The sequence below is a fragment of the Asanoa siamensis genome, assembly GCF_016862555.1.
Taxonomy (GTDB): Bacteria; Actinomycetota; Actinomycetes; order Mycobacteriales; family Micromonosporaceae; genus Asanoa; species Asanoa siamensis.
Window position 1 is genome coordinate 1 of record NZ_BONE01000097.1, and the last position, 21,254, is coordinate 21,254.

The following is a 21,254-nucleotide window of genomic DNA, read 5'->3' on the forward strand; positions in this document are numbered from 1 at the left end:
TGTTAGGAACTCTTAGCCCAGAACCGCCGGAGCCCGAGCCTCCTATGGGGCCAGGGCGATCCCCTTGCGGAGGGCGGACTTCCGAGACACGGCGCCCGCGTGAATCCCGGCCCGGGGGTGTCCGTTCGGGCCTACATGTTCTGGCATGTGCGTACACGCCAGAACATGTAGGCGCTGGGGCACCTGGCCCGAGGGCTTGGTTTCGGGTTGGCCCGGGCCCGCCGCGGGCAGGGCAGCGGAGCGAAGCGGAGCGGTGTCTGGCGGGAGCGACGGTCGCGCCCCCAACGAGCCCGAGCAGGCCAGCCTTTGATCCAGGTCTAGCCCTTTTCGGCACCTTCGGTGGCGCCGCGGACGAAATAGCGTTGGAAGATGGCGAAGATGATCGCTACCGGGATGGTGGCGAGCAGCGCCGCGCCGAGTTTCAGCGGGTATTGCGTGCCCGCGCCCAACGAGCCCGAGACCAGGTTCGCCACGCCGCGGGGCAGGGTGAACAGGGATGGGTCCTGGACCGCTACCAGGGTGTGCGGGAACTCGTTCCACGTGCCCTGGAACGAGAGAATGGTCAGGGTGATCAGGGCCGGGCGGGCCATTGGTAGGACCACAGACCAAAAAGTGCGGAAAATGCCCGCGCCGTCGATGCGGGCCGCTTCTTCCATGCTTTCCGGGATCGACTCGAAGAACTGTTTCATGATGAAGACGCCCGCGGCGTCGACCAGGAGCGGCAGGATCAGGGCCGTGTAGGTGTCGTAGATCCCGAGTTGGTTCAGGACCAGGAACTTCGGGATGAACAGGACCACGCCGGGTACGGCCATGATGGCCACGATCGTCGCGAAGATGGCGCGGCGGCCGCCGAAGCGGAGGCGGGCCAGGGCGTAGCCGGCGAGTGAGTCCAGGAACACCCGGCAGATCGTGACCACGACCGCGACCAGCACGGAATTGCCCAGCCACAGCGGGAAATCGCCGTCGAACAGGCGGGTGAAAGCCGCCGTCGTCACCGGCTGCGGGATCGGCGAGAGCGGGTTGTCGGCCGCGTCCGGTTCGGTTTTCAGCGAGTTCGCCAACTGGATGACGAACGGGTAGATGAAGACCAGGCCGAAGAAGATCAGGACGGCGTACCCGACGACGGTGTTGACGAGACCGCCGTGCCGCCGGCGGCGGGCCGAGGTCGGGGTCAGCGTCGCCATGGGGTCCTCCGGCGGGGCTCGTCGCGGTCGCGCATCACCCAGCGCTGGGCCAGCGTCAGCAGCACGATGATGAGGAACAGGACGAACGAGATCGCGGCGCCGCGGCCGTAGTCGAAGTCCTTGAAAGCCGTGCGGTACGACAGGAACGCCGGCGTCAGCGTGGTCTTCGCCGGGTTGCCCTGGCTCATCACGTAGATCTGGTCGAAGACCTGCCACGTGCCGATCAGACCCAGCGTCAGCACCAGGAACATGGTCGGCTTCAGCAGCGGCAGCGTGACGAACCGGAACCGCTGCCAGCGGGTCGCGCCGTCGAGCTCGCTGGCCTCGTCGAGCGCGACCGGCATGCTCTGCAGCGCCGCCAGGAACATCAGCATGAACGTGCCCGAGGTCGTCCAGATGACCAGCGCCATGATCGCGCACATCGCCACGCTGGGCCCGGAGAGCCAGTCCCACCACGACAGGCCGAAGGGGCCACCGTCGGCGAGCGCGGCCGGCGGGTTGTCGACGCCGAAGACGCCGAGCACCAGGTGGATCAGGCCGCGGGCGTCGGAGAACCAGGCCGGGCCGTCGATGCCGAACATCGACAGGATCCCGTTGATGGCGCCCGAGTTGGCGAACATGAACAGGAACACGACGCTGATCGCGACGGAGCTCGTCACCGACGGGAAGTAGAACGCGGTGCGGAAGAACGACTTGCCCTTCAGCATCCGGTTGTTGACCAGCAGGGCGAGGCCGAGCGCCAGGGCGGTCTGGATCGGTACGACGATCGCCACGTAGTAGATGTTGTTGCGGATGCTGGTCATGAAGTCGCGCCGGGCCAGGCCGTCCTGCGTGAACAGCGACGTGTAGTTGTCGCCGCCCACGAACGGCACGCCCGACGTGAACGGGCTGCCCTGGCCGCGCCAGTCGGTGAGGCTCACCCAGAACGCCATGATGATCGGCGCCAGGAAGAAGACGCCGAGCAGCACGATGACAGGGGCCACGAAGAGCCAGCCGGCGATCCGCTCGTTGCCGTGGATGCCCCGGCCACCGAGCCGCCTAAGGAGCGTCCGCCGCGGCCGGCCACCGGTCCCGTCGGTGGCCGGCCGGCCGCCACCGCCGGACCGGTCATCCCGGTCCGCGGTGGCGGTCGTAACGGTCGACATGGTTGCTCAGCCGCCCAGGTTCGCCTGGGTGTTCTTCTGCAGCGTGCCCAGCAGCGTCTTCGGGTCGGCGTTCGCCAGCGTGTTCAGCGACGCGTCGAAGTCGGCCAGGACACTGTCCATCTTCGGGGCGTTGACCGGGCCCTGCGCGTACTCGGCGCCCGCGATGAACGCCTGGTCAGCCGGGAAGGCCGCGGTGTACTGGTCCTTCGCCGACTGGCGGGACGGCATCACACCGAACGCCTTGGCGTAGGTCATCTGCTGGTCGACCGAGGTCATCGCCTTGACGAAGTCGATCGCCTGCTCCTTGAACTTGCTCTTGGCGGCGATGCCCCAGCAGTTCGTGAACGACAGCGTGCCCTTGCCCGCGGGACCGGCCGGCAGTTCGTGCACCGTGTACTTGATGCCAGGGAAGTCGTTCGTCATCGCGCCCTTGATCCAGTTGCCCTCGATCACCATCGCGGCCTTGCCCTTGCCGAACGCCTCACCGCCCCAACCGGCGTCGAGCGACTTCGGGTACGCGGCCAGACCCTCCTTGAGCAGCGACTGTACGTAGGTCAGAGCCGCCACGTTCTCGGCGCTGTCGGCCGTCGCCTGCTTGCCGTCCTTGCTGATGATCCAGCCGCCGGACTGCACCATGAACGCGCCGACCCGGTCGCGGGTGTCGCCGATCGCCAGCGGCATGGTGCCCTTGGCCTTCAGCTTCTGCGCCGCGGCCTTGAGCTGGTCCCAGGTGGTCGGGATGTCCGCGTCGGTCAGCCCGGCCTTCGTCCACAGGTCGGTGTTGATCTCCAGCGCCAGCGTCGAGAAGTCCTTCGGCGCGCAGTAGAACTTGCCTTCGAAGGTGAACGTGTCCTTGAGGCTTTGGTAGAAGTCGTTCGGGTTGTCGACCTTGTCGCCGTAGGGCTCCAGCGCGCCGACGCTCGCGTAGTCGGCGAACCGGCCGGCGTCGACGTAGAACACGTCCGGCGGGTTGTCGCCGGCCAGCGCCTGGCCGAGTTGCTGGGTCAGGTCCTGGGCCGGGGTGACCGTCGCGGTGTTGCCGCTCTTGCTCGCCCAGGCCGCCGCGGCGTCGTTCACGGCCTTCGTCTCCGCGTCGCCGGAGGAGCCGATGAGGATCTGCAGGGCGGCCGGGCCCGACGGCTGCTGGGCGGTGCTGCCGCCGTCGTCGAAGCTGTCGCCGCAGGCGGCGGAGGCGAGGAGCGTGCCGGCGGCAAGAACCGCGACGGCCGCGCCACGCAGACCGAGGGTGCGTCTCATGTCGTACTCCTGAAGGGGTTGAGGGGTTTACGCGGTGGTTCGCACTACGAGGGACGGCTGGAGCAGCACCTGGTGGGTGCCGGTCGGAGCGCCGTCGAGGTGGTGGATCAGCAGGTCGATGCAGCGGGCGGCGGCGTCGGCCAGCGGTTGGCTGACGCTGGTCAGGCCGATCGCCTGCGCGACCGGGGTGTCGTCGAAGCCGGTGACCGCCTTGCGACCGCCGGCGGCCTGCAGCGCGCCGAGCGCCAGCGAGTCACTGACGCAGACGAACGCGGTCGGCGGGTCCGGGGTGGTGAGCAGGTCCCGGGCGCAGTCGGCGCCCTGCGCGATGCCGTCGGGGGCGCCGCGGTCGAGACCGGTCGGGTCGAGGTCGTACGCCTTCATCGTGCGCTGCCAGCCGTCGCGCCGGTCGTCGCCGACGCCGGAGCCGGCCGGCCAGCCGACGAACGCGATCCGCCGGTGGCCGGTCTCGATCAGGCGCCGGGTGGCCTGCGCCGTCCCGGCGGCGTTGTCGACGTCGACCCAGGAGTGCCGCTCGGGCGCGTCCCAGGGGCGCCCGAACGTCACGAACGGCACGTCGCGTTCGGCGAGCCAGCGGGTACGGACGTCGCCGTGGTCGGTGCCCGTCAGCACGAACCCGTCGAGGTCGTACGAGGCGAGCAGGTTGTCGAAGGTCTTGATCTCGTCGCGGTCGTCGTCGGCCGTGTAGAGCATCACGCGGTAGCCGGCGGCCGCGGCCGCGAACGTCATGCCGTGCAGGAACCGGTCGAGGACCGAGCCGTTGATGCCGTCACGGGTCGGTTCGATACGCACGGCGAGCAGGTGGGAACGCCCGGTGCGCATCTGCCGCGCGGCCTGGTTGGCGCGGTAGCCGAGGGTGGCGATGGCCTCCTCCACCCGGCGGCGCGTCTCGTCCCGCACGATGTGCGGGCTGTTGAGCACATTGGACACCGTCTGCCGGGAAACCTGGGCGTACGCCGCCACAGTGGCAATGGTGACCTTCTCCGCCATCGGTACCTTCCGTGGGGCTTGAACGTTCAAAGTCGAAAGTGCATTATTGGATCGTTCAAGTTGCAGGGTTGTTTCGCACTCTGCCGCCGCCATCCCGGCTCTGTCAAGATGGCGCCGAAGTTCGGGGAGATTCTGTGCCAGACCGCAACCTTCAGCCGCTGCTCCACGATCTGATCTCGACGGTGCGGGCGCCGGCCAGCGTCCTGTCCGAGCCGTCCGGCCAGATCCGGGCGGTCGGGGTGCAGGGGATGTTCCATGCCGACGTCCGCGTGCTCAGCCGCGCCGAGTTGTCGCTCGACGGGCGATCCGTGGAGTCCGTGGCGACCTCCCCGCTCGGTCCGGGTGCGACCGCTTTCGTCGGACTGGCGCGCTGGTTGGGCGATTCCGGCCCGGACCCGACCGTGCGGGTGACCCGGGAGCGCCGGCTCGTGCCCACCGGGCTCGACGAGACCATCACCGTCACGTCGACCGCGGCGCAGCCGGTGACCACCGAGCTGTCGCTGGCGCTCGACGCCGACCTCGCCCCGATCTCGCCGGTCAAGTCCGGACGCGCGGTCGAGCGGCGGGCCGAGCGGTCCGGGCTGCGCTGGGCCGCCGGCGACGTGTCGGTCACCGTGACGGCCGACGGCGCGACGCACGACGACGACGGAACGCTGCGCTGGCCGGTCACGGTCCCACCGCGGTCGTCGGTCACGGTGTCGTGGCGGCTGCGGGTCAGCGACGCCGCCGCCCTGGCACGCGAGCCCGCGACGGCCGTCGAGTGGTCCCGCCCGACGGTGACCGCCGACGACCGCCGGATCGAACGCCTCGCCGCGCGCTCGCTCGACGACCTGGAATCGCTGCGGCTGCGGCTGTCCGCCGGTGCGGGCGACACCTTCCTGGGCGCCGGCGTGCCGTGGTACCTGACCCTGTTCGGCCGCGACAGCCTCTGGGCCGCCCGGATGCTGCTGCCGCTGGGCACCGGCATCGCCGAGGGCACGCTGCGGGTGCTCGCCGCGCACACGGGCACCCGGGTCGACCGGAACACCGGCGAGGCGCCGGGCAAGATCCTGCACGAGCTACGCCGGGCCGACACCGAGGCCGCGCTGCCGGCCGCCTACTTCGGCTCCGTCGACTCGACGCTGCTGTGGATCTCGCTGCTGCACGACGCCTGGCGCTGGGGCATGTCACCGGCAGCGGTCGAGGAGCTGCTGCCGTCGCTGGAGGCGGCACTCGGCTGGCTCGGCGACCACGGTGACGCCGACGGCGACGGCTTCCTGGAGTACATCGACGAGACCGGGCGCGGGCTGGCCAACCAGGGCTGGAAGGACTCGGGCGACTCGATCCGGTTCCGCACCGGCGAGATCGCGACGGCTCCGATCGCGCTGGTCGAGGTGCAGGGTTACGCGTACGAGGCCGCCCTGCACGGCGCGGCGCTCCTCGACGCGTTCGACCGGCCGGGCGGGGAGCGCTGGCGGGCGTACGCGGACGCGATGGCCGACCGCTTCCGGGAGAAGTTCTGGGTCGACGGCCCGGCCGGCGCGCACCCGGCCCTGGCCCTCGACGGCGACAAGCGGCCCGTCGACGCGCTGACCAGCAACATCGGGCACCTGCTGGGCACCGGCCTGCTGACCGCGAAAGAGTCGGCCCAGGTGGCGGACCTGCTCGCGTCGGACGCCATGGCCGGTGGGTTCGGGCTGCGGACGATGTCGACCCACGACGCCGCGTTCAGCCCGCTGTCGTACCACTGCGGCTCCGTCTGGGCCCATGACACCGCGATCGTGGTCGACCGGCTGGCCCGGGCGGGTCACCCGGCGGCGGCCGCGACGCTGGCGTCGGGGTTGCTGGCGGCCGCGGAGTCGTTCGACTACCAGCTTCCGGAGCTGTTCGGTGGCGACGACCGGACCGCGCTCGGGCGGCCGGTCCCCTACCCGGCGGCCTGCCGGCCGCAGGCCTGGGCCGCGGCGGCCGGGGTGACGCTGCTGCACGCGGCCGTCGGACTACGGCCGGACGTGCCGGCCGGCACGGTCTCCGTGGCGCCGCTGCCGGACGCGCCGCTGGGCGCGGTGGCGGTCCGCGGGCTGCGGATCGGCGACGCGTCGGTCGACGTATCGGTGGCGGCGGACGGCGCTGCCACGGTCACGGGCCTGCCCGCCTCGCTGCGGCTGGCCTAGCTGTTAGGAACGGTCCGTTCCCATCGGATTCCGATGGGAACGGACCGTTCCTAACCGAGCAGCGGGTCCAGGCCGACGGTGAGGCCGGGGCGGTTGCGGATCTCGCGGACCGCGAGCAGCACGCCCGGCATGAACGACGAGCGGTCCAGCGAGTCGTGCCGGATGGTCAGCGTCTCGCCGACGGTGCCGAACAGCACCTCCTGGTGCGCGATCAGGCCGGCCGACCGCACGGCGTGCACGCGCACACCGTCGATGTCGGCGCCGCGGGCGCCGTCGACCTCGTCCGTGGTCGCGTCGGGGACCGGGCCCAGCCCGGCCTCGGCGCGCGCGGCGGCGATCAGGCGCGCGGTGTGGGTGGCGGTGCCGCTCGGGGCGTCGAGCTTGCGCGGGTGGTGCAACTCGACGATCTCGACCGACTCGAAGTGCCGGGCGGCCTTGGCGGCGAACTGCATCATCAGCACCGCGCCGATGCCGAAGTTGGGGGCGACCAGCACGCCGACGCCGGGCTTGTGCTCAAGCCAGCCGCGCACCCGGTCGAGCCGCTGCGCGGAGAAGCCGGTCGTGCCGACCACGGCGCTGATGCCCTGCTCGACACACCAGTGCAGGTTGTCCATCACCACGTCGGGCGTGGTGAAGTCGACGATGACCTCGGCACCGGCGTCGGAGGCGCTGAACAGCCCGTCACCCTGGTCGATCATCGCGACCAGTTCCATGTCCTCGGCGGCGTCGACCGCCTTGCAGACCTCGATGCCCATCCGCCCGCGGGCGCCCAGCACCCCAACCCTGATCGCATCACTCACGACCTGAGCTTAGGAGAAGCGGACGTCCCCGTCCTCGAAGGGGCCGATCACCGCGAGCGACATCTCCTGGCCGCACAACTCGGCCGCCAGGGCGTTGACCTCGTCGAGGGTGACCGCGTCGACCTTGGCCAGCAGGTCGTCGACGGAGAGCGGGTCGTCGTAGAGGAACTCGCCCTTGGCCAGCCGGCTCATCCGCGAACCGGTGTCCTCGAGGCCCAGCACGTACGAACCCTTGGCCATGCCCTTGCCGCGGGCGATCTCGGCCGCGGTGACGCCGTCGCGGGCCACGGTGGCCAGGGACGTGCGGGTCAGGTCGAGGACCTCCTCGACCTTGCCGGGGGCGCACCCGGCGTAGACCGCGAACAGGCCGCTGTCGGCGAACTGGCTCGCGTACGAGTAGACCGAGTAGGCCAGGCCGCGCTGCTCGCGGATCTCCTGGAACAGCCGGCTCGACATGCCGCCGCCGAGCACGTTGTTGAGCACACTCAGCGCGAACCGGCGGTCGTCCAGCCGGGCGATGCCCGCGCCGCCGAGCACCACGTGGGCCTGCTCGCTGTCCTTGTTGGTCACCCGGACCTGGCCCGCGCGCAGCCGCACGGCGGGGGTCGACGGGCGGTGCCCGACCGGCGTCGCCGCCGGGCTGTCGAGCACGGTGCCGGCCAGGGCCGCGCGGACCCGGCGGACGACCGCGTTGTGGTCGAGGTTGCCGGCAGCCGCGATCACGATCGACGGTGCCACGTAGTGGCGGCGGTAGAACGTGTCGATCTGGCGCCGGGTCATCGGGGAGATGGTCTCCTCGGTGCCCGAGATGAGCCGGCCGAGCGGGTGCTTGCCGTAGACCGCCGACGCGAAGATGTCGTGCACCTCGTCGCCGGGCTCGTCCTCGTGCATCGCGATCTCTTCGAGGATCACGCCGCGCTCGGTCTCGACGTCGGCCGGGGCCAGCACCGAGTTGGCGATCACGTCGCACATGACGTCGACCGCGAGCGGCAGGTCGGCGTCCAGCACCCGCGCGTAGTAGCAGGTGTATTCCTTCGTGGTGAACGCGTTGGTCTCGCCGCCCACCGCCTCGATCTGCGCCGAGATGTCCAGCGCGCTGCGCTTGCGCGTGCCCTTGAAGAGCAGGTGCTCGAGGAAGTGCGAGCAGCCGGACTGCGCCGGCGTCTCGTCCCGGGAGCCGATCGCCACCCAGACGCCGAACGACACGCTGCGCATCGCCGGCACCGCCTCGGTCAGGATCCGCAGGCCCGAGGGCAGCACCGTGCGCCGGACCGTGCCGCCGAGCGGGTCGGTGGTCAGGGTCCGGGTGACGGCGCGGGCCGACGCCGAAGCGCCGGCCCGCTCACGCGTTGTCATCTCAGCTGTGCCGGTTACGCCGCCGACGCGGCTCGCCGCCGCCCTCGCCGCCGTCGTCACCACGGCTCGGACGGTCGCCGCTCGGGCCCCGGTCGCCGCGGTCGCGGTCGCCCCGGTCGCGCGGGCCACGGTCACCGGAACGGGCCGGCGGACGCTCGGACGCGCCGTCCTCGGCAGCCGGAGCCGCCTCGCCCTCGGCCCGCACCTTGTCCAGGTAGATCTTGCCGCGCTGGTCGATGTCGGCGATCTGGACCTCGACCTTGTCGCCGACGTTGAGGAAGTCCTCGACCTTCTCGACCCGCTTGCCGTCGCCCACCTTGGAGATGTGCAGCAGGCCGTCGCGGCCCGGCAGCAGCGAGACGAACGCGCCGAACGCGGCCGTCTTCACCACGGTGCCGAGGAACTTGTCGCCGACCTTCGGCAGCGTCGGGTTGGCGATCCCGTTGATCCGCTCGACGGCGGCCTCGGCCGAGGGGCCGTTGGTCGCGCCGACGTAGATCGTGCCGTCGTCCTCGATGGAGATCTCGGCGCCGGTCTCGTCCTGGATCGCGTTGATCGTCTGGCCCTTGGGGCCGATCACCATGCCGATCTTGTCGACCGGGATCTTCACGGTGGTGACCCGCGGCGCGTAGTCCGACATCGAGGCCGGGCCCTCGATCGCGGCGGTCATGACGCCGAGGATCGTCGAGCGGGCCTCGTGCGCCTGCTGCAGCGCGCCGGCCAGCACGTCGGACGGGATGCCGTCGAGCTTGGTGTCGAGCTGCAGCGCGGTGACGAACTCCGGGGTGCCGGCGACCTTGAAGTCCATGTCGCCGTACGCGTCCTCGGCGCCGAGGATGTCGGTCAGCGTCACGTACTGCGTCTTGCCGTCGACCTCGTCCGAGATCAGGCCCATCGCGATGCCGGCGACCGGCGCCTTCAGCGGCACACCGGCCGAGAGCAGGGCCAGCGTCGAGGCGCAGACCGAGCCCATCGAGGTGGAGCCGTTGGAGCTGAGGGCCTCGGAGACCTGACGGATCGCGTACGGGAACTCCTCGCGACCCGGGAGCACCGGGATCAGCGCCCGCTCGGCCAGCGCGCCGTGGCCGATCTCGCGGCGCTTCGGCGAGCCCACCCGGCCGGTCTCACCGGTCGAGTACGGCGGGAAGTTGTAGTTGTGCATGTAGCGCTTGTGCTTCTCCGGCGACAGCGTGTCGAGCTGCTGCTCCATCCGGAGCATGTTGAGCGTCGTGACGCCGAGGATCTGCGTCTCGCCACGCTCGAACAGCGCCGAGCCGTGCACCCGGGGCAGCACCTCGACCTGGGCCGAGAGCGGCCGGATGTCGCGCGGGCCGCGGCCGTCGATGCGGACCTGGTCGCGCAGCACGCGGGCGCGCACCTCGTTCTTGGTCACCGAGCGCAGCGCGGCCGACAGCTCCTTCTCGCGCCCCTCGAACTGGGCGTCGAGCTGCTCGTGGATCCGCGCCTTGATGACGTCGAGGGCCTCCTCGCGCTCCGCCTTGCCGGCGATCTTGAGCGCTTCGGCGACGTCCGCGCGGGCGGCACCCGACACCGCCTCGTACGCGTCGTCCTGGTAGTCCAGGAACACCGGGAACTCGGCCACCGGCTTGGCGGCGATGTCGGCGAGCTCGCTCTGGGCGCGGCACAGCTCGCGGATGGCCGGCTTGGCGGCCTCCAGACCACCGGCGACGACCTCCTCGGTCGGCGCGGTCGCACCGTCGGCGACGAGCTTGACGGTGTGCTCGGTGGCCTCGGCCTCGACCATCATGATCGCGACGTCACCGTCGGCCAGGACGCGGCCGGCGACGACCATGTCGAAGGTGGCCCGGGTGAGCTCCTCGTGGGTCGGGAAGGCGACCCACTGGCCGTCGACGTGCGCCATGCGGGTGGCGCCGATCGGGCCGGAGAACGGCAGGCCCGACAGCTTGGTGGAGAGCGACGCGGCGTTGATCGCGACCACGTCGTAGGGGTGGGCCGGGTCGAGCGCCAGGACGGTCTCGATGACCTGGACCTCGTTGCGCAGGCCCTTGACGAACGACGGGCGCAGCGGCCGGTCGATCAGGCGGCAGGTGAGGATCGCGTCCTCGCTCGGCCGGCCCTCGCGGCGGAAGAACGAGCCCGGGATGCGCCCGGCCGCGTACATCCGCTCCTCGACGTCGACCGTCAGCGGGAAGAAGTCGAACTGCTCCCGCGGGGCCTTGCTGGCCGCGGTCGTCGACAGGACGGTGGTGTCACCGAGCTGCGCGATGCAGGAGCCGGGCGCCTGGCGGGCGAGCGTGCCGGTGGTGAAGGTGATCTCGCGGGTGCCGAAGGACCCGTTGTCGATCACCGCGGTGCTGTGCTGGTCGCCGAGTTTGTTCTCGGTCATGAGTGCGTTGTGCTCCTTCGGTCGTGGCACGGCTCGACCCCGTACGAGGGGGAGCTGCTCTGACGTCCGGTCTTCGATCGAAGCGCCCGGGGGAGCCCCTGTCGTGCAGGGCCGGCCCGGGGGCCACTACCGAGGACCGGTGCGTCGACAACTCCCGATCGCCGACGGTCAAGCTGGCCCGTATGGAATGTCTGAAGTTGTGGAGCGGGGGAGCGACCGGTCGGTCACTCCCCCGCGCGAGTCATCGGCGCAGGCCGAGGCGCTCGATGAGCGCCCGGTAGCGGGCGATGTCCGACTTCTGCAGGTAGTTGAGCAGCCGCCGCCGGCGACCGACCAGCAACAGCAGGCCACGCCGGCTGTGGTGGTCGTGCTTGTGCACCTTGAGGTGCTCCGTGAGGTCGGCGATGCGCTTGGTCAGCACGGCCACCTGGACCTCCGGCGAACCGGTGTCGCCCTCGGCGGTCGCGTACTCCGCGCGGATCTTGCTCTTCTGCTCCTGATCGAGCGCCATGATCTCCTGCGTTCGTGTGAAAGTGACGAACCTCGCACCCGCGGCGTCGTGCAGGCACGCGAGGCCGGGCGTCGGTTAGCCGACGTCGCTACCAGGCTACCAGCCCGGCATCGACAGGCCGCCGCGACGTCACCCGCCGAGCGCCGCCCGGGTCTGCGCGACATCTTCGGCCATCTGTTTCACCAGGGGCTCCACGCCGTCGAACTTCAGCATGTCGCGCAGCCTGTCGACGAAGTCCAGCGAGACCCGCTCGCCGTAGATGTCACCGTCGAAGTCGAGGATATACGCCTCGACCCGCCGTTCCCGGCCGGAGAACGTCGGGTTGGTCCCGATCGAGATCGCGGCGGGCAGCCGCTCCCCCCGCCGGTTCAGCCACCCGGCGTAGATCCCGTCGGCCGGCACCGCGGCGTACTTGTGCACGCTCAGGTTGGCCGTCGGGAAGCCGATGCCGCGTCCCCGCTGGTCGCCGCGGACCACGATGCCCTCCAGCCGGTGTTGCCGGCCGAGCGCCGCGGCCGCCGCGCGCACGTCACCCGCGTCGATGCAGCTGCGGATGTAGGTGGAGCTGAAGACCGTGTCGTCGCTGGAGACCAGCGGCGCCCCCTCGACCGCGAACCCGAAGGTCCGCCCGAGCCGTTCGAGCAGCGGCACGTCACCGGCGGCCTTGTGCCCGAACCGGAAGTTCTCCCCCACCACGACCAGCGCGGCGTGCAGGCTCTCGACGAGCGCGTCGTGCACGAACGCGTCGGCCGAGAGCCGGGAGAAGTCCTGGGTGAACGGCACGACGCAGAGCACGTCGACGCCGAGCGCCTCGATCAACTCGGCCTTGCGATTCGGCTCGGTCAGGATCGCCGGGTGCGAGCCGGGCCGGACGACCTCGGACGGATGCGGGTCGAAGCTCATGACCACGGACCGCACGCCCAGGTCCTTGGCCCGCTTGACCAGGTGCCCGATGATCGCCTGATGCCCCCGGTGCACCCCGTCGAACACCCCGATGGTGACGGCGGCCCGCCCCCATCCGCCGGGCGCCGCCTGATATCCCCGCCAACGCTCCATGAGGATCAAGCCTAGGACACCGACCGCCCCGGTTCCGGTCGTGTGCTGTCTGGCAGGCTTGACGGCCGTGACGAGTGACGGGCTGATCGTGGTCGACAAGCCGGGCGGGATGACCTCCCACGACGTGGTGTCCCGCCTGCGCCGGTTGGCGAAGACCCGGCGGGTCGGTCACGGGGGCACGCTCGACCCGATGGCCACCGGCGTGCTGATCATCGGGGTCAACAAGGCGACGCGCCTGCTGACGTACGTGATCGGCGCCGACAAGTCCTACGCGGCGACGGTCCGGCTCGGCCAGTCGACGGTCACGGACGACGCGGAGGGCGAGGTGACCGCGACCGTGTCCGCGGGCGACGTCCGCGACGACGCGATCACCGCCGCCTTCGCCGCCCAGACCGGCGAGATCGACCAGGTCCCGAGCGCGGTCAGCGCGATCAAGATCGACGGACAACGGGCCTACAAACGGGTACGCGGCGGCGAGGAGGTCGCCCTGCCCGCGCGCCGGGTGACGGTCTCGCGGCTGGAGATCCTCGCCGTCCGCCGCGCGGGTGAGGTGATCGACGTGGACGTCGACGTGACCTGCTCGTCCGGCACCTACATCCGGGCGATCGCCCGCGACGTGGGCGCGGCGCTGGGGGTGGGCGGCCACCTGACGGCGCTGCGGCGCACGGCGGTCGGTGGGTTCACGCTGGCGGAGGCCCGGACCCTGGAGGAACTGGAGGCGGTGTCACCGGACGTGGTCAACCTGCCGATGGCGGACGCGGCGCGCCGTTTCATGCCGGTCCGCGATGCGGACGCCGAGGAGGCGCGGACGCTGTCGCACGGGGGTCCGCTGGTTGCGGCCGGCATCGCCGGCCCGTACGCGGTGCTGGGGCCGAGCGGGGACCTGCTGGCGGTGGTCAGCGAACACGGCACGAAGGCGAAGCCCGAGATCGTGCTGGCGGCGAGCTGACGCGGGATCAGCGGACCGCGCCGACGACTGCCCAGCCGCCGGTGCGGACCCGCATCAGGAGGGCCACGCAGCGGACCACCACGAAGAGCGTGAGGCCCGCCCAGATGCCGTTGAGGCCCCAGTCCAGGACGTACGCGGTCCAGATGGTCGGCAGGAAGAAGCCGAGCGCCGCCACGATCGTCAGGTCGCGCAGGTAGCGCACGTCGCCCGCGCCGATGAGCACCCCGTCCAGGGCGAAGACCAGGCCCGCCACCGGCTGCATGGCGACGAACCACGGCCAGGCCACGCCCGCCTGGTCGAGCACGGCGGCGTCGGTGCTGAACAGCCGCGGCACGACTCCCGACCCGGCCGCGATCACCACCGCGAACGCGACGCCGCAGACCACGCCGATGAAACCGATACGGCGCGCCAGCGCCCGCGCCCCCGCGGCGTCGCCCGCCCCCAGCGCCGCCCCCACCAGCGACTGCGCGGCGATGGCCACCGCGTCGAGGACCAGCGCGGTGAAGAACCAGAGTTGCATCGCGATCTGGTGACCGGCCACCGTCGCGGTGCCGAACCGGGCCGCGACCGTCGTCGCCGACAGGAAGCTGAGCTGGAACGCGCCGCCGCGGATCAGCAGGTCGCGCCCCATCCGCAACTGCTCGAGGATCACCACCGGCCGGGGCCGCCAGGAGATCCGCTCGCGCAGGAGCGCCAACGCGAACAGCACGCCCGACACCGTCTGCGCCACGACGTTGGCGATGGCCGAGCCGACCAGGCCGAGCCCGACCGGGTAGACGAGCAGCGGGCACAGCGCCGCCGACAGCAGGTTGGCGCCCAGCACGATCCGCAGCGGCCGCCGGGTGTCCTGCACGCCGCGCATCCAGCCGTTCCCGGCCGCGGCCAGCAGCAGGCCCGGTGCGCCGATGGCGGCCACCCGCATCCAGAGCGCCGCCTCGCCGGCGATCTCCGGGTTGCCGGCCAGCGCCCGGGCGAGCGGCCCGGCGGCGGCCTGCATGCCGACGGCGATCACGACGCCGGCGCCGAAGGCGAGCCAGGACGCCTGCACGCCCTCCTCGACGGCCGCGGCGCGGTCGCCGCTGCCGAACCGGCGGGCGGCCCGACCGGTCGTGCCGTAGGCCAGGATCGTGCCCAGCCAGGCGGCCATCGTCAGGACGGTGCCACCGACGGCGACGGCGGCCAGCGGCACGCTGCCGAGATGACCGACGACAGCCGTGTCGACCAGCACGTAGAGCGGCTCGGCGGCGAGCACGACCAGGGCTGGCAGGGCCAGGGCGGCGATCCGGCGAGGGGTGGCGACGGTGTCCATCGCCAGGCATCCTGGCACGCCCGATGTAAGGCACGCAACCGCGCCACGCGCCTTACGGGCCGCCGAGCCCGGAACACACAAGGACCTGTTGTCGTGGTTCGGCCGGAGAGGCGAACCACGACAGCAGGTCCCTGGGGTGGTGGAGAAATCTACTGACGGGTGTCCATCGACGTCTGCAGCGCGCGGCGGGCGGCCTCGCGCTCTTCGTCGTTCTGCTTCTCGTGCTTGCGCTTGGTGGTCATGGACAGGGTCCTTCCAGGGCGAAAGCTGGCCGGTGGTCGCCCGACGGCGCGGCACCGGGGTCTCCGGCGCGCGGAACGCGTCGCTGCGTCAATGCCCGGGTCTGGTGTGACCCTGGAGGCTGCACGGCGGGTTAGCGCCGTGTCACCCACCCAAATTAACGTTCAGGTCCCAGATCCCGCGCGTGCTTCCCAAAAGGCGGAACGATCGTTCAGCGCGCGAACAGGTGCCAGCCCAGCCACCACCAGAAACCGAAGAACCCGATCCGACCGATCGGAACCCGCCCGACCTCGTACGCGATGGCGTGCGCGCACACCTCGCCCAGCGTGGGAATGGTCGAGTCCTTGCGCCGGGCCAGCACCTCGACCACCGCACACGCGATGATCGCCACCACGAATCCCGCGATCGCGATCGCCCGCGTAAGGCTCATCGCCGTACCAGCGCCCAGAAGGTCGTCAGCCAGGCGAAGTAGGCCGCCGAGCGGACCAGTTCGTCCTCCAGCAGCGGGTCGGCCAGCCGGGAGAACGTCGGATATTCAGGGGTGCCGAGCAGGAACGTGCTGCCCTCGAAGACACCGAAGATGCCGATCGGCAGCAGCCACCAGGCGGTGCCCGGGCCCAGCGGCGCGAGCAGCGGCCGGCGGACCCGGCCGGACAGGCCGAGCCAGACCATCGACCCGCCGAGACAGATCGTGTAGACGTTGGCCCGCGTCGTGTAGGACGGCAACTGGCCGCCGATCAGCGACAGGAACGCCAGCACCGGCATCGTGACGACGGCACGGTCCCAACCGCGCGGCGCATCGACCGCCACCTCCGTACGCGGCTGTTCCATCCGTCGATTGTGGCCGCCCGGGCGGGGCCCGGCTACCCCAGTTGAGCGCGGATGGCCGCGATGACGTCGTCGACGGTGCCGCGGCCGGTGAAGCCCGCGGCCAGCCGGTGTCCGCCGCCGCCCAGCGCGACCGCGACCCGGCTCACGTCGACCGCGCCCTTGCTGCGCATCGACACGGCCCACTCGGCGGGACCGACCTGCTTGACCACGAGGCTCACGTCGGCCTCGGCGGCGCACCGGACGGAGTCGATCAGCGGCTCCAGCACGTACGCCTTCTGCTGGTGGCGGGCCAGGTCGTCGAGCGTCGCGTAGGTCCACACCAGACCGACACCGCCGGCCACCGCGGGCTCCAGCCGGGCCCGGCCGAGGACGTCGCCGTAGAGCCGGACCGCGCCGAACGGGCGGGTGTCGAAGACGCGGCGGGAGATGTCGCCCGGCTTGATCCCGGTCTCCAGGAGCCGCGCGGCCATCTCGTGCACGGACGGCGTGGTCATCGCGAACCGGAACGAGCCGGTGTCGGTGGCCAGCGCGACGTAGAGGCACTCGGCGATCTCGGGGTCGAGCGGCACGTCGAGCCGGCGCAGCAACTCGTCGGCGACGACGGCCGTGGCGGCCGCGTCGGCGTCGACAATGTTGATCGTGCCGAAGCCGGGGTTGGACGCGTGGTGGTCGAGCACGACCGCGGTGCCCGCGGTGGTCAGCCGGTCGACCAGGCCGCCGAGCCGGGACGAGCTGGCCGCGTCGAAGCAGAGCACGAGGTCGGGGGCCGCCGCGGCGGCGGTCTCCGGCACCAGCAGGTCGAGCCCGGGCAGGCCGAGGAACGGCTCGGGAACGTCCGGCGGGCCGGGGAAGGTCGCCTGCAGGTTGCGGACGCCGAGGCGGCGCAGGCCCAGCCCGAAGGCCAGCATGCTGCCGAGCGCGTCGCCGTCGGGGTTGACGTGGCAGATGAGCAGCACCGTGTCGCTGGGGCGCAGGCCACGCACCGCCGCGACGGCGGCCGCCCAGTCAGCCTCGCCCGGCCGGGCGGGGGCTGCGGCGGCCACCGCCGTGGCCGAGAGGTCGGTCACCGGCGGTCCTCCATGGGAGCTTCGTTGGCGACCTCGTCGTCGTCCTCGTCGTCATCGTCGTCGAGCTTGTAGGGCTGCGCGTCGCCCGCGTAGGTGGCGCCGGCGGCCAGCCGCTGCACCTCGGCGTCGGAGGTGCGGGCCCGCTCGAGCAGCTCGTCGATGTGCTTGGCCTGGTCCTGCACGTTGTCGTGGACGAACGTCAGGGTCGGCGAGTGCCGCAGCCCCAGCGCCTTGCCGACGGTGCTGCGCAGCAGGCCCTTGGCGCTCTCCAGGGCGGCGGCGGTGCCGGCCTGCTCGGTCGCGTCACCGAGCACCGTGTAGTAGACGGTCGCGTCACGCAGGTCGGCGGTGATCCGGGCGTCGGTGATCGTGATCATGCCGAGCCGGGGGTCCTTGATCTGGGTGCGTACCACCGAAGCCACCAGCTCCCGCACGCGCTCGGCGTGCCGACGCACCTTGGCCGGGTCCGTCATCTCGTCACCTCCGCCGTCCTGCCTACGCTCAGACACTACCCGTGTCCGGGTCTGTCGATCGGACCGCCGTTGGCCCGTCACCCGGGCACGAATGCCCGTTACTGTCAGTCATCCTCGCCGTGCAGCCGACGCCGCGCGGAGAGCAACTCGATCTCCGGTCGACCGGCCATCAGGTGCTCGCACGAGTCGAGCACCTCGGTCACGTGACCGGCGTCCGGGGCGATCACCGCCACCCCGATCTCGGCCCGCCCGACGAGGTCGAGCGAGCCCACCTCGGCGGCGGACACCTCGAACCGCCGCAGGGCGGCGACGATCGGCCGGACATAGGAACGCTTCGCCTTGAGCGACCGCGAGTCGCCGGGCAGGAGCACGTCGAAAACCAGGGTTCCAGTGAACATCGGCGCACACTCTATCGCCGTACCGCGAAGATCAAATAGCTATTTCGGTTGGTACGAAGTGGGGCGGGCGGCCGTTAGCCACCCGCCCCACTGCCTAGCCGTTGATCAGCGCGGCTTCTCGCGCATCTCGAAGGTCTCGATGATGTCGCCGACCTGGAGGTTGTTGTAACCGGCCAGGGTCAGACCACACTCGAAGCCCTCGCGCACCTCGGTCGCGTCGTCCTTGAACCGCTTGAGCGAGCTGATCGAGACGTTGTCGGCCACGACCGCGCCGTCGCGGAGCAGGCGCGCCTTGGCGTTCCGGCGGATGAGGCCGGACCGCACGATACAACCGGCGATGTTGCCGACCTTCGACGAGCGGAAGACCTCGCGGACCTCCGCCGAGCCGAGCTCGACCTCCTCGTATTCCGGCTTGAGCAGGCCCTTGAGCGCGGCGTCGATCTCCTCGATGGCCTGGTAGATGACGGTGTAGTACCGGATCTCCACGCCCTCGCGGTCGGCCGTCTCACGGACCTTGTTGGAGGCCCGCACGTTGAAGCCGATGATCGTGACCGCCTCGGAGGAGGCGCTCGCCAGCATGACGTCGCTTTCGGTGATCGCGCCGACGCCCCGGTGGATGATCCGAAGCTGGACCTCTTCCGGGATGTCGAGCTTGAACAGCGCGTCTTCCAGAGCCTCGACCGAACCCGAGACATCGCCCTTGAGCACCAGGTTGAGCGAGGTCTTCTCGCCCTCCTTGAGCTGCTCCATGAGCGTCTCGAGCGTGGCCCGGCCGCGCGAGTTGGCGAAGCTCGCCGCCCGCCGCCGTGCCTGCCGCTGCTCGGCGATCTGCCGAACGGTGCGGTCGTCCTCGGCCGCCAGGAACGTGTCGCCCGCACCCGGCACCGCGGTCAGACCGAGCACCAGGACTGGACGCGCCGGACCCGCCTCGGTGACCGGGTGTCCGTTCTCGTCGAAGAGCGCCCGCACGCGACCGTGTGCCCCACCGGCCACGATGGAGTCACCCGCGCGCAGCGTGCCCTTCTGGACGAGGACGGTCGCCACGGCGCCGCGGCCCTTGTCGAGGTGCGCCTCGATCGCGACACCCTGCGCCGGCCCGTCGATCGGAGCCGTGAGGTCCAACGACGCGTCGGCGGTGAGCAGCACCGCCTCGAGGAGCTCGTCGATGCCGATGCCGGGCTTGGCGGCGACGTTGACGAACATCGTCTCGCCACCGTATTCCTCGGCGACCAGACCGTATTCGGTGAGCTGCTGGCGGACCTTGTCGGGGTTGGCTTCCGGCTTGTCGATCTTGTTGACCGCCACCACGATCGGCACGTCGGCCGCCTTGGCGTGGTTGAGCGCCTCGATGGTCTGCGGCATGACGCCGTCGTCGGCCGCCACCACCAGGATGACGATGTCGGTGACCTTGGCACCACGGGCACGCATGGCGGTGAACGCCTCGTGACCCGGGGTGTCGAGGAGCGTGACCGCCCGCTCGATGCCCTCGTGCTCGACGTGCACCTGGTAGGCACCGATGTGCTGGGTGATGCCACCGGACTCGCCCTCGACCACGTTGGCCTTGCGGATCGCGTCGAGCAGCTTCGTCTTACCGTGGTCGACGTGACCCATGACGGTCACGACCGGCGGCCGGCTGACGAGGCGGTCCTGCGCGACCTCGGCGTCGAGGTCGATGTTGAACTGCGCCAGCAGCTCGCGGTCCTCGTCCTCGGGGCTGACGATCTGCACGTCGAAGCCGAGGTGCTCGCCGAGCAGCAGCAGCGTGTCGTCGGAGCACGACTGCGTCGCCGTCACCATCTCGCCCAGGTTGAACATCTCCTGGACCAGCGAGCCCGGGTTCGCGTCGATCTTGTCGGCGAAGTCGGAGAGCGACGCGCCGCGCGACAGCCGGACGACCTGCCCGCTGCCCCGCGGGGCACCCGAGCTCATCGTCGGCGCGGACAGGTTGTCGAACTCTTGACGCCGCTGCTTCTTCGACTTGCGACCACGGGTCGGCTTGCCACCCGGACGCCCGAAGGCACCCGCGGCACCGCCGCCGCGACCACGACCGCCACCACCGGGACGACCCGGCGCACCGGCACCGGCCGGACCGCCGCCGCCACCCGGGCCACCGCGGTAACCGCCGCCACCGGCGCCGCCACCGCCACCCGGACGGAAGCCACCGCCGCCGCCACCGCCGCCACCGGGGCGGAAGCCACCGCCACCGCCGCCGCCGCGGAAGCCGCCACCGCCGCCACCGGGACGACCAGCGCCGCCACCGGGACCGCCGGGACGACCGGCACCGCCACCGCCACCGGGACGACCGGGGCGCTGCGACGGCATCGACGCCGGGCTCGGCCGCGGCGGCATGGACGCCGGGCTGGGCCGCGGCGGCATCGCGTTCGGGTTGGGTCGCGGACCGCCGCCGGGGCCTCCGGCCGGTCGGTTGCCGCCCCCACCCGGGGTGATGCCGAACGGGTTGTTGCCGCCACTGCGCGCCGGCGGCCGGCCACCGGGGCCGGGACGCGGAGCGCCGCCACCCGGCGTGGGGCCGGGAGCCGGTCGGGCGGCCGGCGAACCGGGGCGCGGCGGGACGCTGCCCGGGCCGGGCCGCGGCCGGGTGGGCGCGCCACCGTCGGCCGGCGGCTCACGCCGGACCTGCTCGCGCTCCTGGGCGCGGGCTTCCTGCGCGGCCTTGACCGTCGCTTCCTGTTCTGCCTTGAGCTGCGCGGCGCGCTGTTCGGCGGCCGCCACCTCGATGTCGTGCGCGCTCGCCGGCTTGGCGACCGGCGCGGGCGGTGGGCCCGGAACCGGACCCCTCGGGCCCGCGGGACCGGGCCGTGCCGCCGCCGGCGGAGCCGTCGGACGACGCGGCGGTGCGGGCTTGGCCGAGATCCTCGGCTCACTGGGCGCGGGCCGGCCGTTGCCGGCCGGCGGTGCGGAGGGCGCCGGGGCCTGGCTGCCTTCCACGAATGCGCCCCGCAGCCGGCGGGCGACGGGCGCCTCGACCGTGCTGGACGCGGACTTCACGAACTCGCCCATCTCCTTGAGTTTGGCGAGAACGGTCTTGCTGTCGACCCCGAGCTCTTTGGCGAGCTCGTGTACGCGGGCCTTGCCTGCCACTGCACTCCTCACTCCGAGGCCGTGCGGGCAGATCCCGCAGCGAC

At 71.6% G+C, this 21,254-nt stretch carries 18 protein-coding genes; 2 read left to right on the plus strand and 16 right to left on the minus strand.

The annotated features are described in order from the left end of the window. Positions 1-317 precede the first annotated feature (317 nt). Genes Asi02nite_RS35765 through Asi02nite_RS35780 form a run of 4 tightly spaced genes read right to left on the minus strand, consistent with a single transcriptional unit; the run spans position 318 to position 4,597 of the window. Positions 318-1,184 (minus strand): carbohydrate ABC transporter permease, encoded by an 867-nt coding sequence (locus Asi02nite_RS35765; protein WP_203718474.1) that lies wholly within the window; start codon positions 1,182-1,184, stop codon positions 318-320. Beyond that, on the minus strand, positions 1,172-2,329 hold the full coding sequence (locus Asi02nite_RS35770; protein WP_203718475.1) for a carbohydrate ABC transporter permease: 1,158 nt from the start codon (positions 2,327-2,329) through the stop codon (positions 1,172-1,174). Before Asi02nite_RS35770 ends, Asi02nite_RS35765 begins: the two co-directional genes overlap by 13 nt. A 6-nt stretch (positions 2,330-2,335) precedes the next feature. Then, on the minus strand, positions 2,336-3,586 hold the full coding sequence (locus tag Asi02nite_RS35775; protein ID WP_203718476.1) for a sugar ABC transporter substrate-binding protein: 1,251 nt from the start codon (positions 3,584-3,586) through the stop codon (positions 2,336-2,338). Positions 3,587-3,613: 27 nt separating this feature from the next. Next, positions 3,614-4,597 (minus strand): LacI family DNA-binding transcriptional regulator, encoded by a 984-nt coding sequence (locus tag Asi02nite_RS35780; RefSeq protein WP_203718477.1) that lies wholly within the window; start codon positions 4,595-4,597, stop codon positions 3,614-3,616. 134 nt (positions 4,598-4,731) lie between these two features. Here Asi02nite_RS35780 and Asi02nite_RS35785 point away from each other — a divergent pair, with 134 nt between their 5' ends. Then, on the plus strand, positions 4,732-6,750 hold the full coding sequence (locus Asi02nite_RS35785) for an amylo-alpha-1,6-glucosidase (protein ID WP_203718478.1): 2,019 nt from the start codon (positions 4,732-4,734) through the stop codon (positions 6,748-6,750). A gap of 50 nt (positions 6,751-6,800) precedes the next feature. On the opposite strand, the gene dapB is transcribed toward Asi02nite_RS35785, so the two are convergent. From dapB to Asi02nite_RS35810, 5 genes are all read right to left on the minus strand, one after another. Continuing rightward, positions 6,801-7,550 carry a 4-hydroxy-tetrahydrodipicolinate reductase gene (gene dapB / locus Asi02nite_RS35790; RefSeq protein WP_203718479.1) on the minus strand — a complete coding sequence of 250 codons (750 nt, stop codon included), beginning with the start codon at positions 7,548-7,550 and terminating at the stop codon, positions 6,801-6,803. Between the two features lie 9 nt (positions 7,551-7,559). Then, complete coding sequence (locus Asi02nite_RS35795; protein ID WP_203718480.1) at positions 7,560-8,906, minus strand: M16 family metallopeptidase; 1,347 nt, start codon at positions 8,904-8,906, stop codon at positions 7,560-7,562. Position 8,907: 1 nt separating this feature from the next. After that, a complete protein-coding gene (locus tag Asi02nite_RS35800) occupies positions 8,908-11,274 on the minus strand; it encodes a polyribonucleotide nucleotidyltransferase (RefSeq protein WP_203718481.1) in 2,367 nt (788 codons plus the stop codon). Positions 11,275-11,515: 241 nt separating this feature from the next. Further along, on the minus strand, positions 11,516-11,785 hold the full coding sequence (gene rpsO / locus Asi02nite_RS35805; protein ID WP_203718482.1) for a 30S ribosomal protein S15: 270 nt from the start codon (positions 11,783-11,785) through the stop codon (positions 11,516-11,518). 129 nt (positions 11,786-11,914) lie between these two features. After that, entirely contained in the window at positions 11,915-12,841 is a 927-nt protein-coding gene (locus Asi02nite_RS35810) for a bifunctional riboflavin kinase/FAD synthetase (protein ID WP_203718483.1), read from the minus strand. Here Asi02nite_RS35810 and truB point away from each other — a divergent pair. Then, on the plus strand, positions 12,840-13,790 hold the full coding sequence (gene truB / locus Asi02nite_RS35815; RefSeq protein ID WP_203718484.1) for a tRNA pseudouridine(55) synthase TruB: 951 nt from the start codon (positions 12,840-12,842) through the stop codon (positions 13,788-13,790). The genes Asi02nite_RS35810 and truB overlap by 2 nt on opposite strands. Positions 13,791-13,797: 7 nt before the next feature. Here the strand turns inward: truB and Asi02nite_RS35820 are convergent, their stop codons facing one another. The 7 genes from Asi02nite_RS35820 to infB all read right to left on the minus strand — a co-directional run bounded on the left by Asi02nite_RS35820 (position 13,798) and on the right by infB (position 21,210). Further along, positions 13,798-15,099: an MATE family efflux transporter gene (locus Asi02nite_RS35820; protein ID WP_203718485.1), complete on the minus strand. Its 1,302-nt coding sequence runs from the start codon at positions 15,097-15,099 to the stop codon at positions 13,798-13,800. 451 nt (positions 15,100-15,550) lie between these two features. Beyond that, positions 15,551-15,769, minus strand: coding sequence for a DUF6186 family protein (locus Asi02nite_RS35825; RefSeq protein WP_203718486.1), 219 nt, complete (start codon positions 15,767-15,769; stop codon positions 15,551-15,553). Further along, a complete protein-coding gene (locus tag Asi02nite_RS35830) occupies positions 15,766-16,170 on the minus strand; it encodes a hypothetical protein (protein ID WP_203718487.1) in 405 nt (134 codons plus the stop codon). The genes Asi02nite_RS35825 and Asi02nite_RS35830 overlap by 4 nt, the downstream gene beginning before the upstream one ends. Positions 16,171-16,202: 32 nt before the next feature. Continuing rightward, positions 16,203-17,237 carry a DHH family phosphoesterase gene (locus Asi02nite_RS35835; RefSeq protein WP_373312390.1) on the minus strand — a complete coding sequence of 345 codons (1,035 nt, stop codon included), beginning with the start codon at positions 17,235-17,237 and terminating at the stop codon, positions 16,203-16,205. Further along, positions 17,234-17,710, minus strand: coding sequence for a 30S ribosome-binding factor RbfA (rbfA, locus tag Asi02nite_RS35840; RefSeq protein ID WP_203718488.1), 477 nt, complete (start codon positions 17,708-17,710; stop codon positions 17,234-17,236). The genes Asi02nite_RS35835 and rbfA overlap by 4 nt, the downstream gene beginning before the upstream one ends. Before the next feature lie 104 nt (positions 17,711-17,814). Next, positions 17,815-18,108 carry a DUF503 domain-containing protein gene (locus tag Asi02nite_RS35845; RefSeq protein ID WP_203718489.1) on the minus strand — a complete coding sequence of 98 codons (294 nt, stop codon included), beginning with the start codon at positions 18,106-18,108 and terminating at the stop codon, positions 17,815-17,817. Positions 18,109-18,213: 105 nt separating this feature from the next. Further along, positions 18,214-21,210, minus strand: a complete 2,997-nt coding sequence (gene infB, locus Asi02nite_RS35850) for a translation initiation factor IF-2 (protein WP_203718490.1) — start codon at positions 21,208-21,210, stop codon at positions 18,214-18,216. Positions 21,211-21,254: the final 44 nt, after the last annotated feature.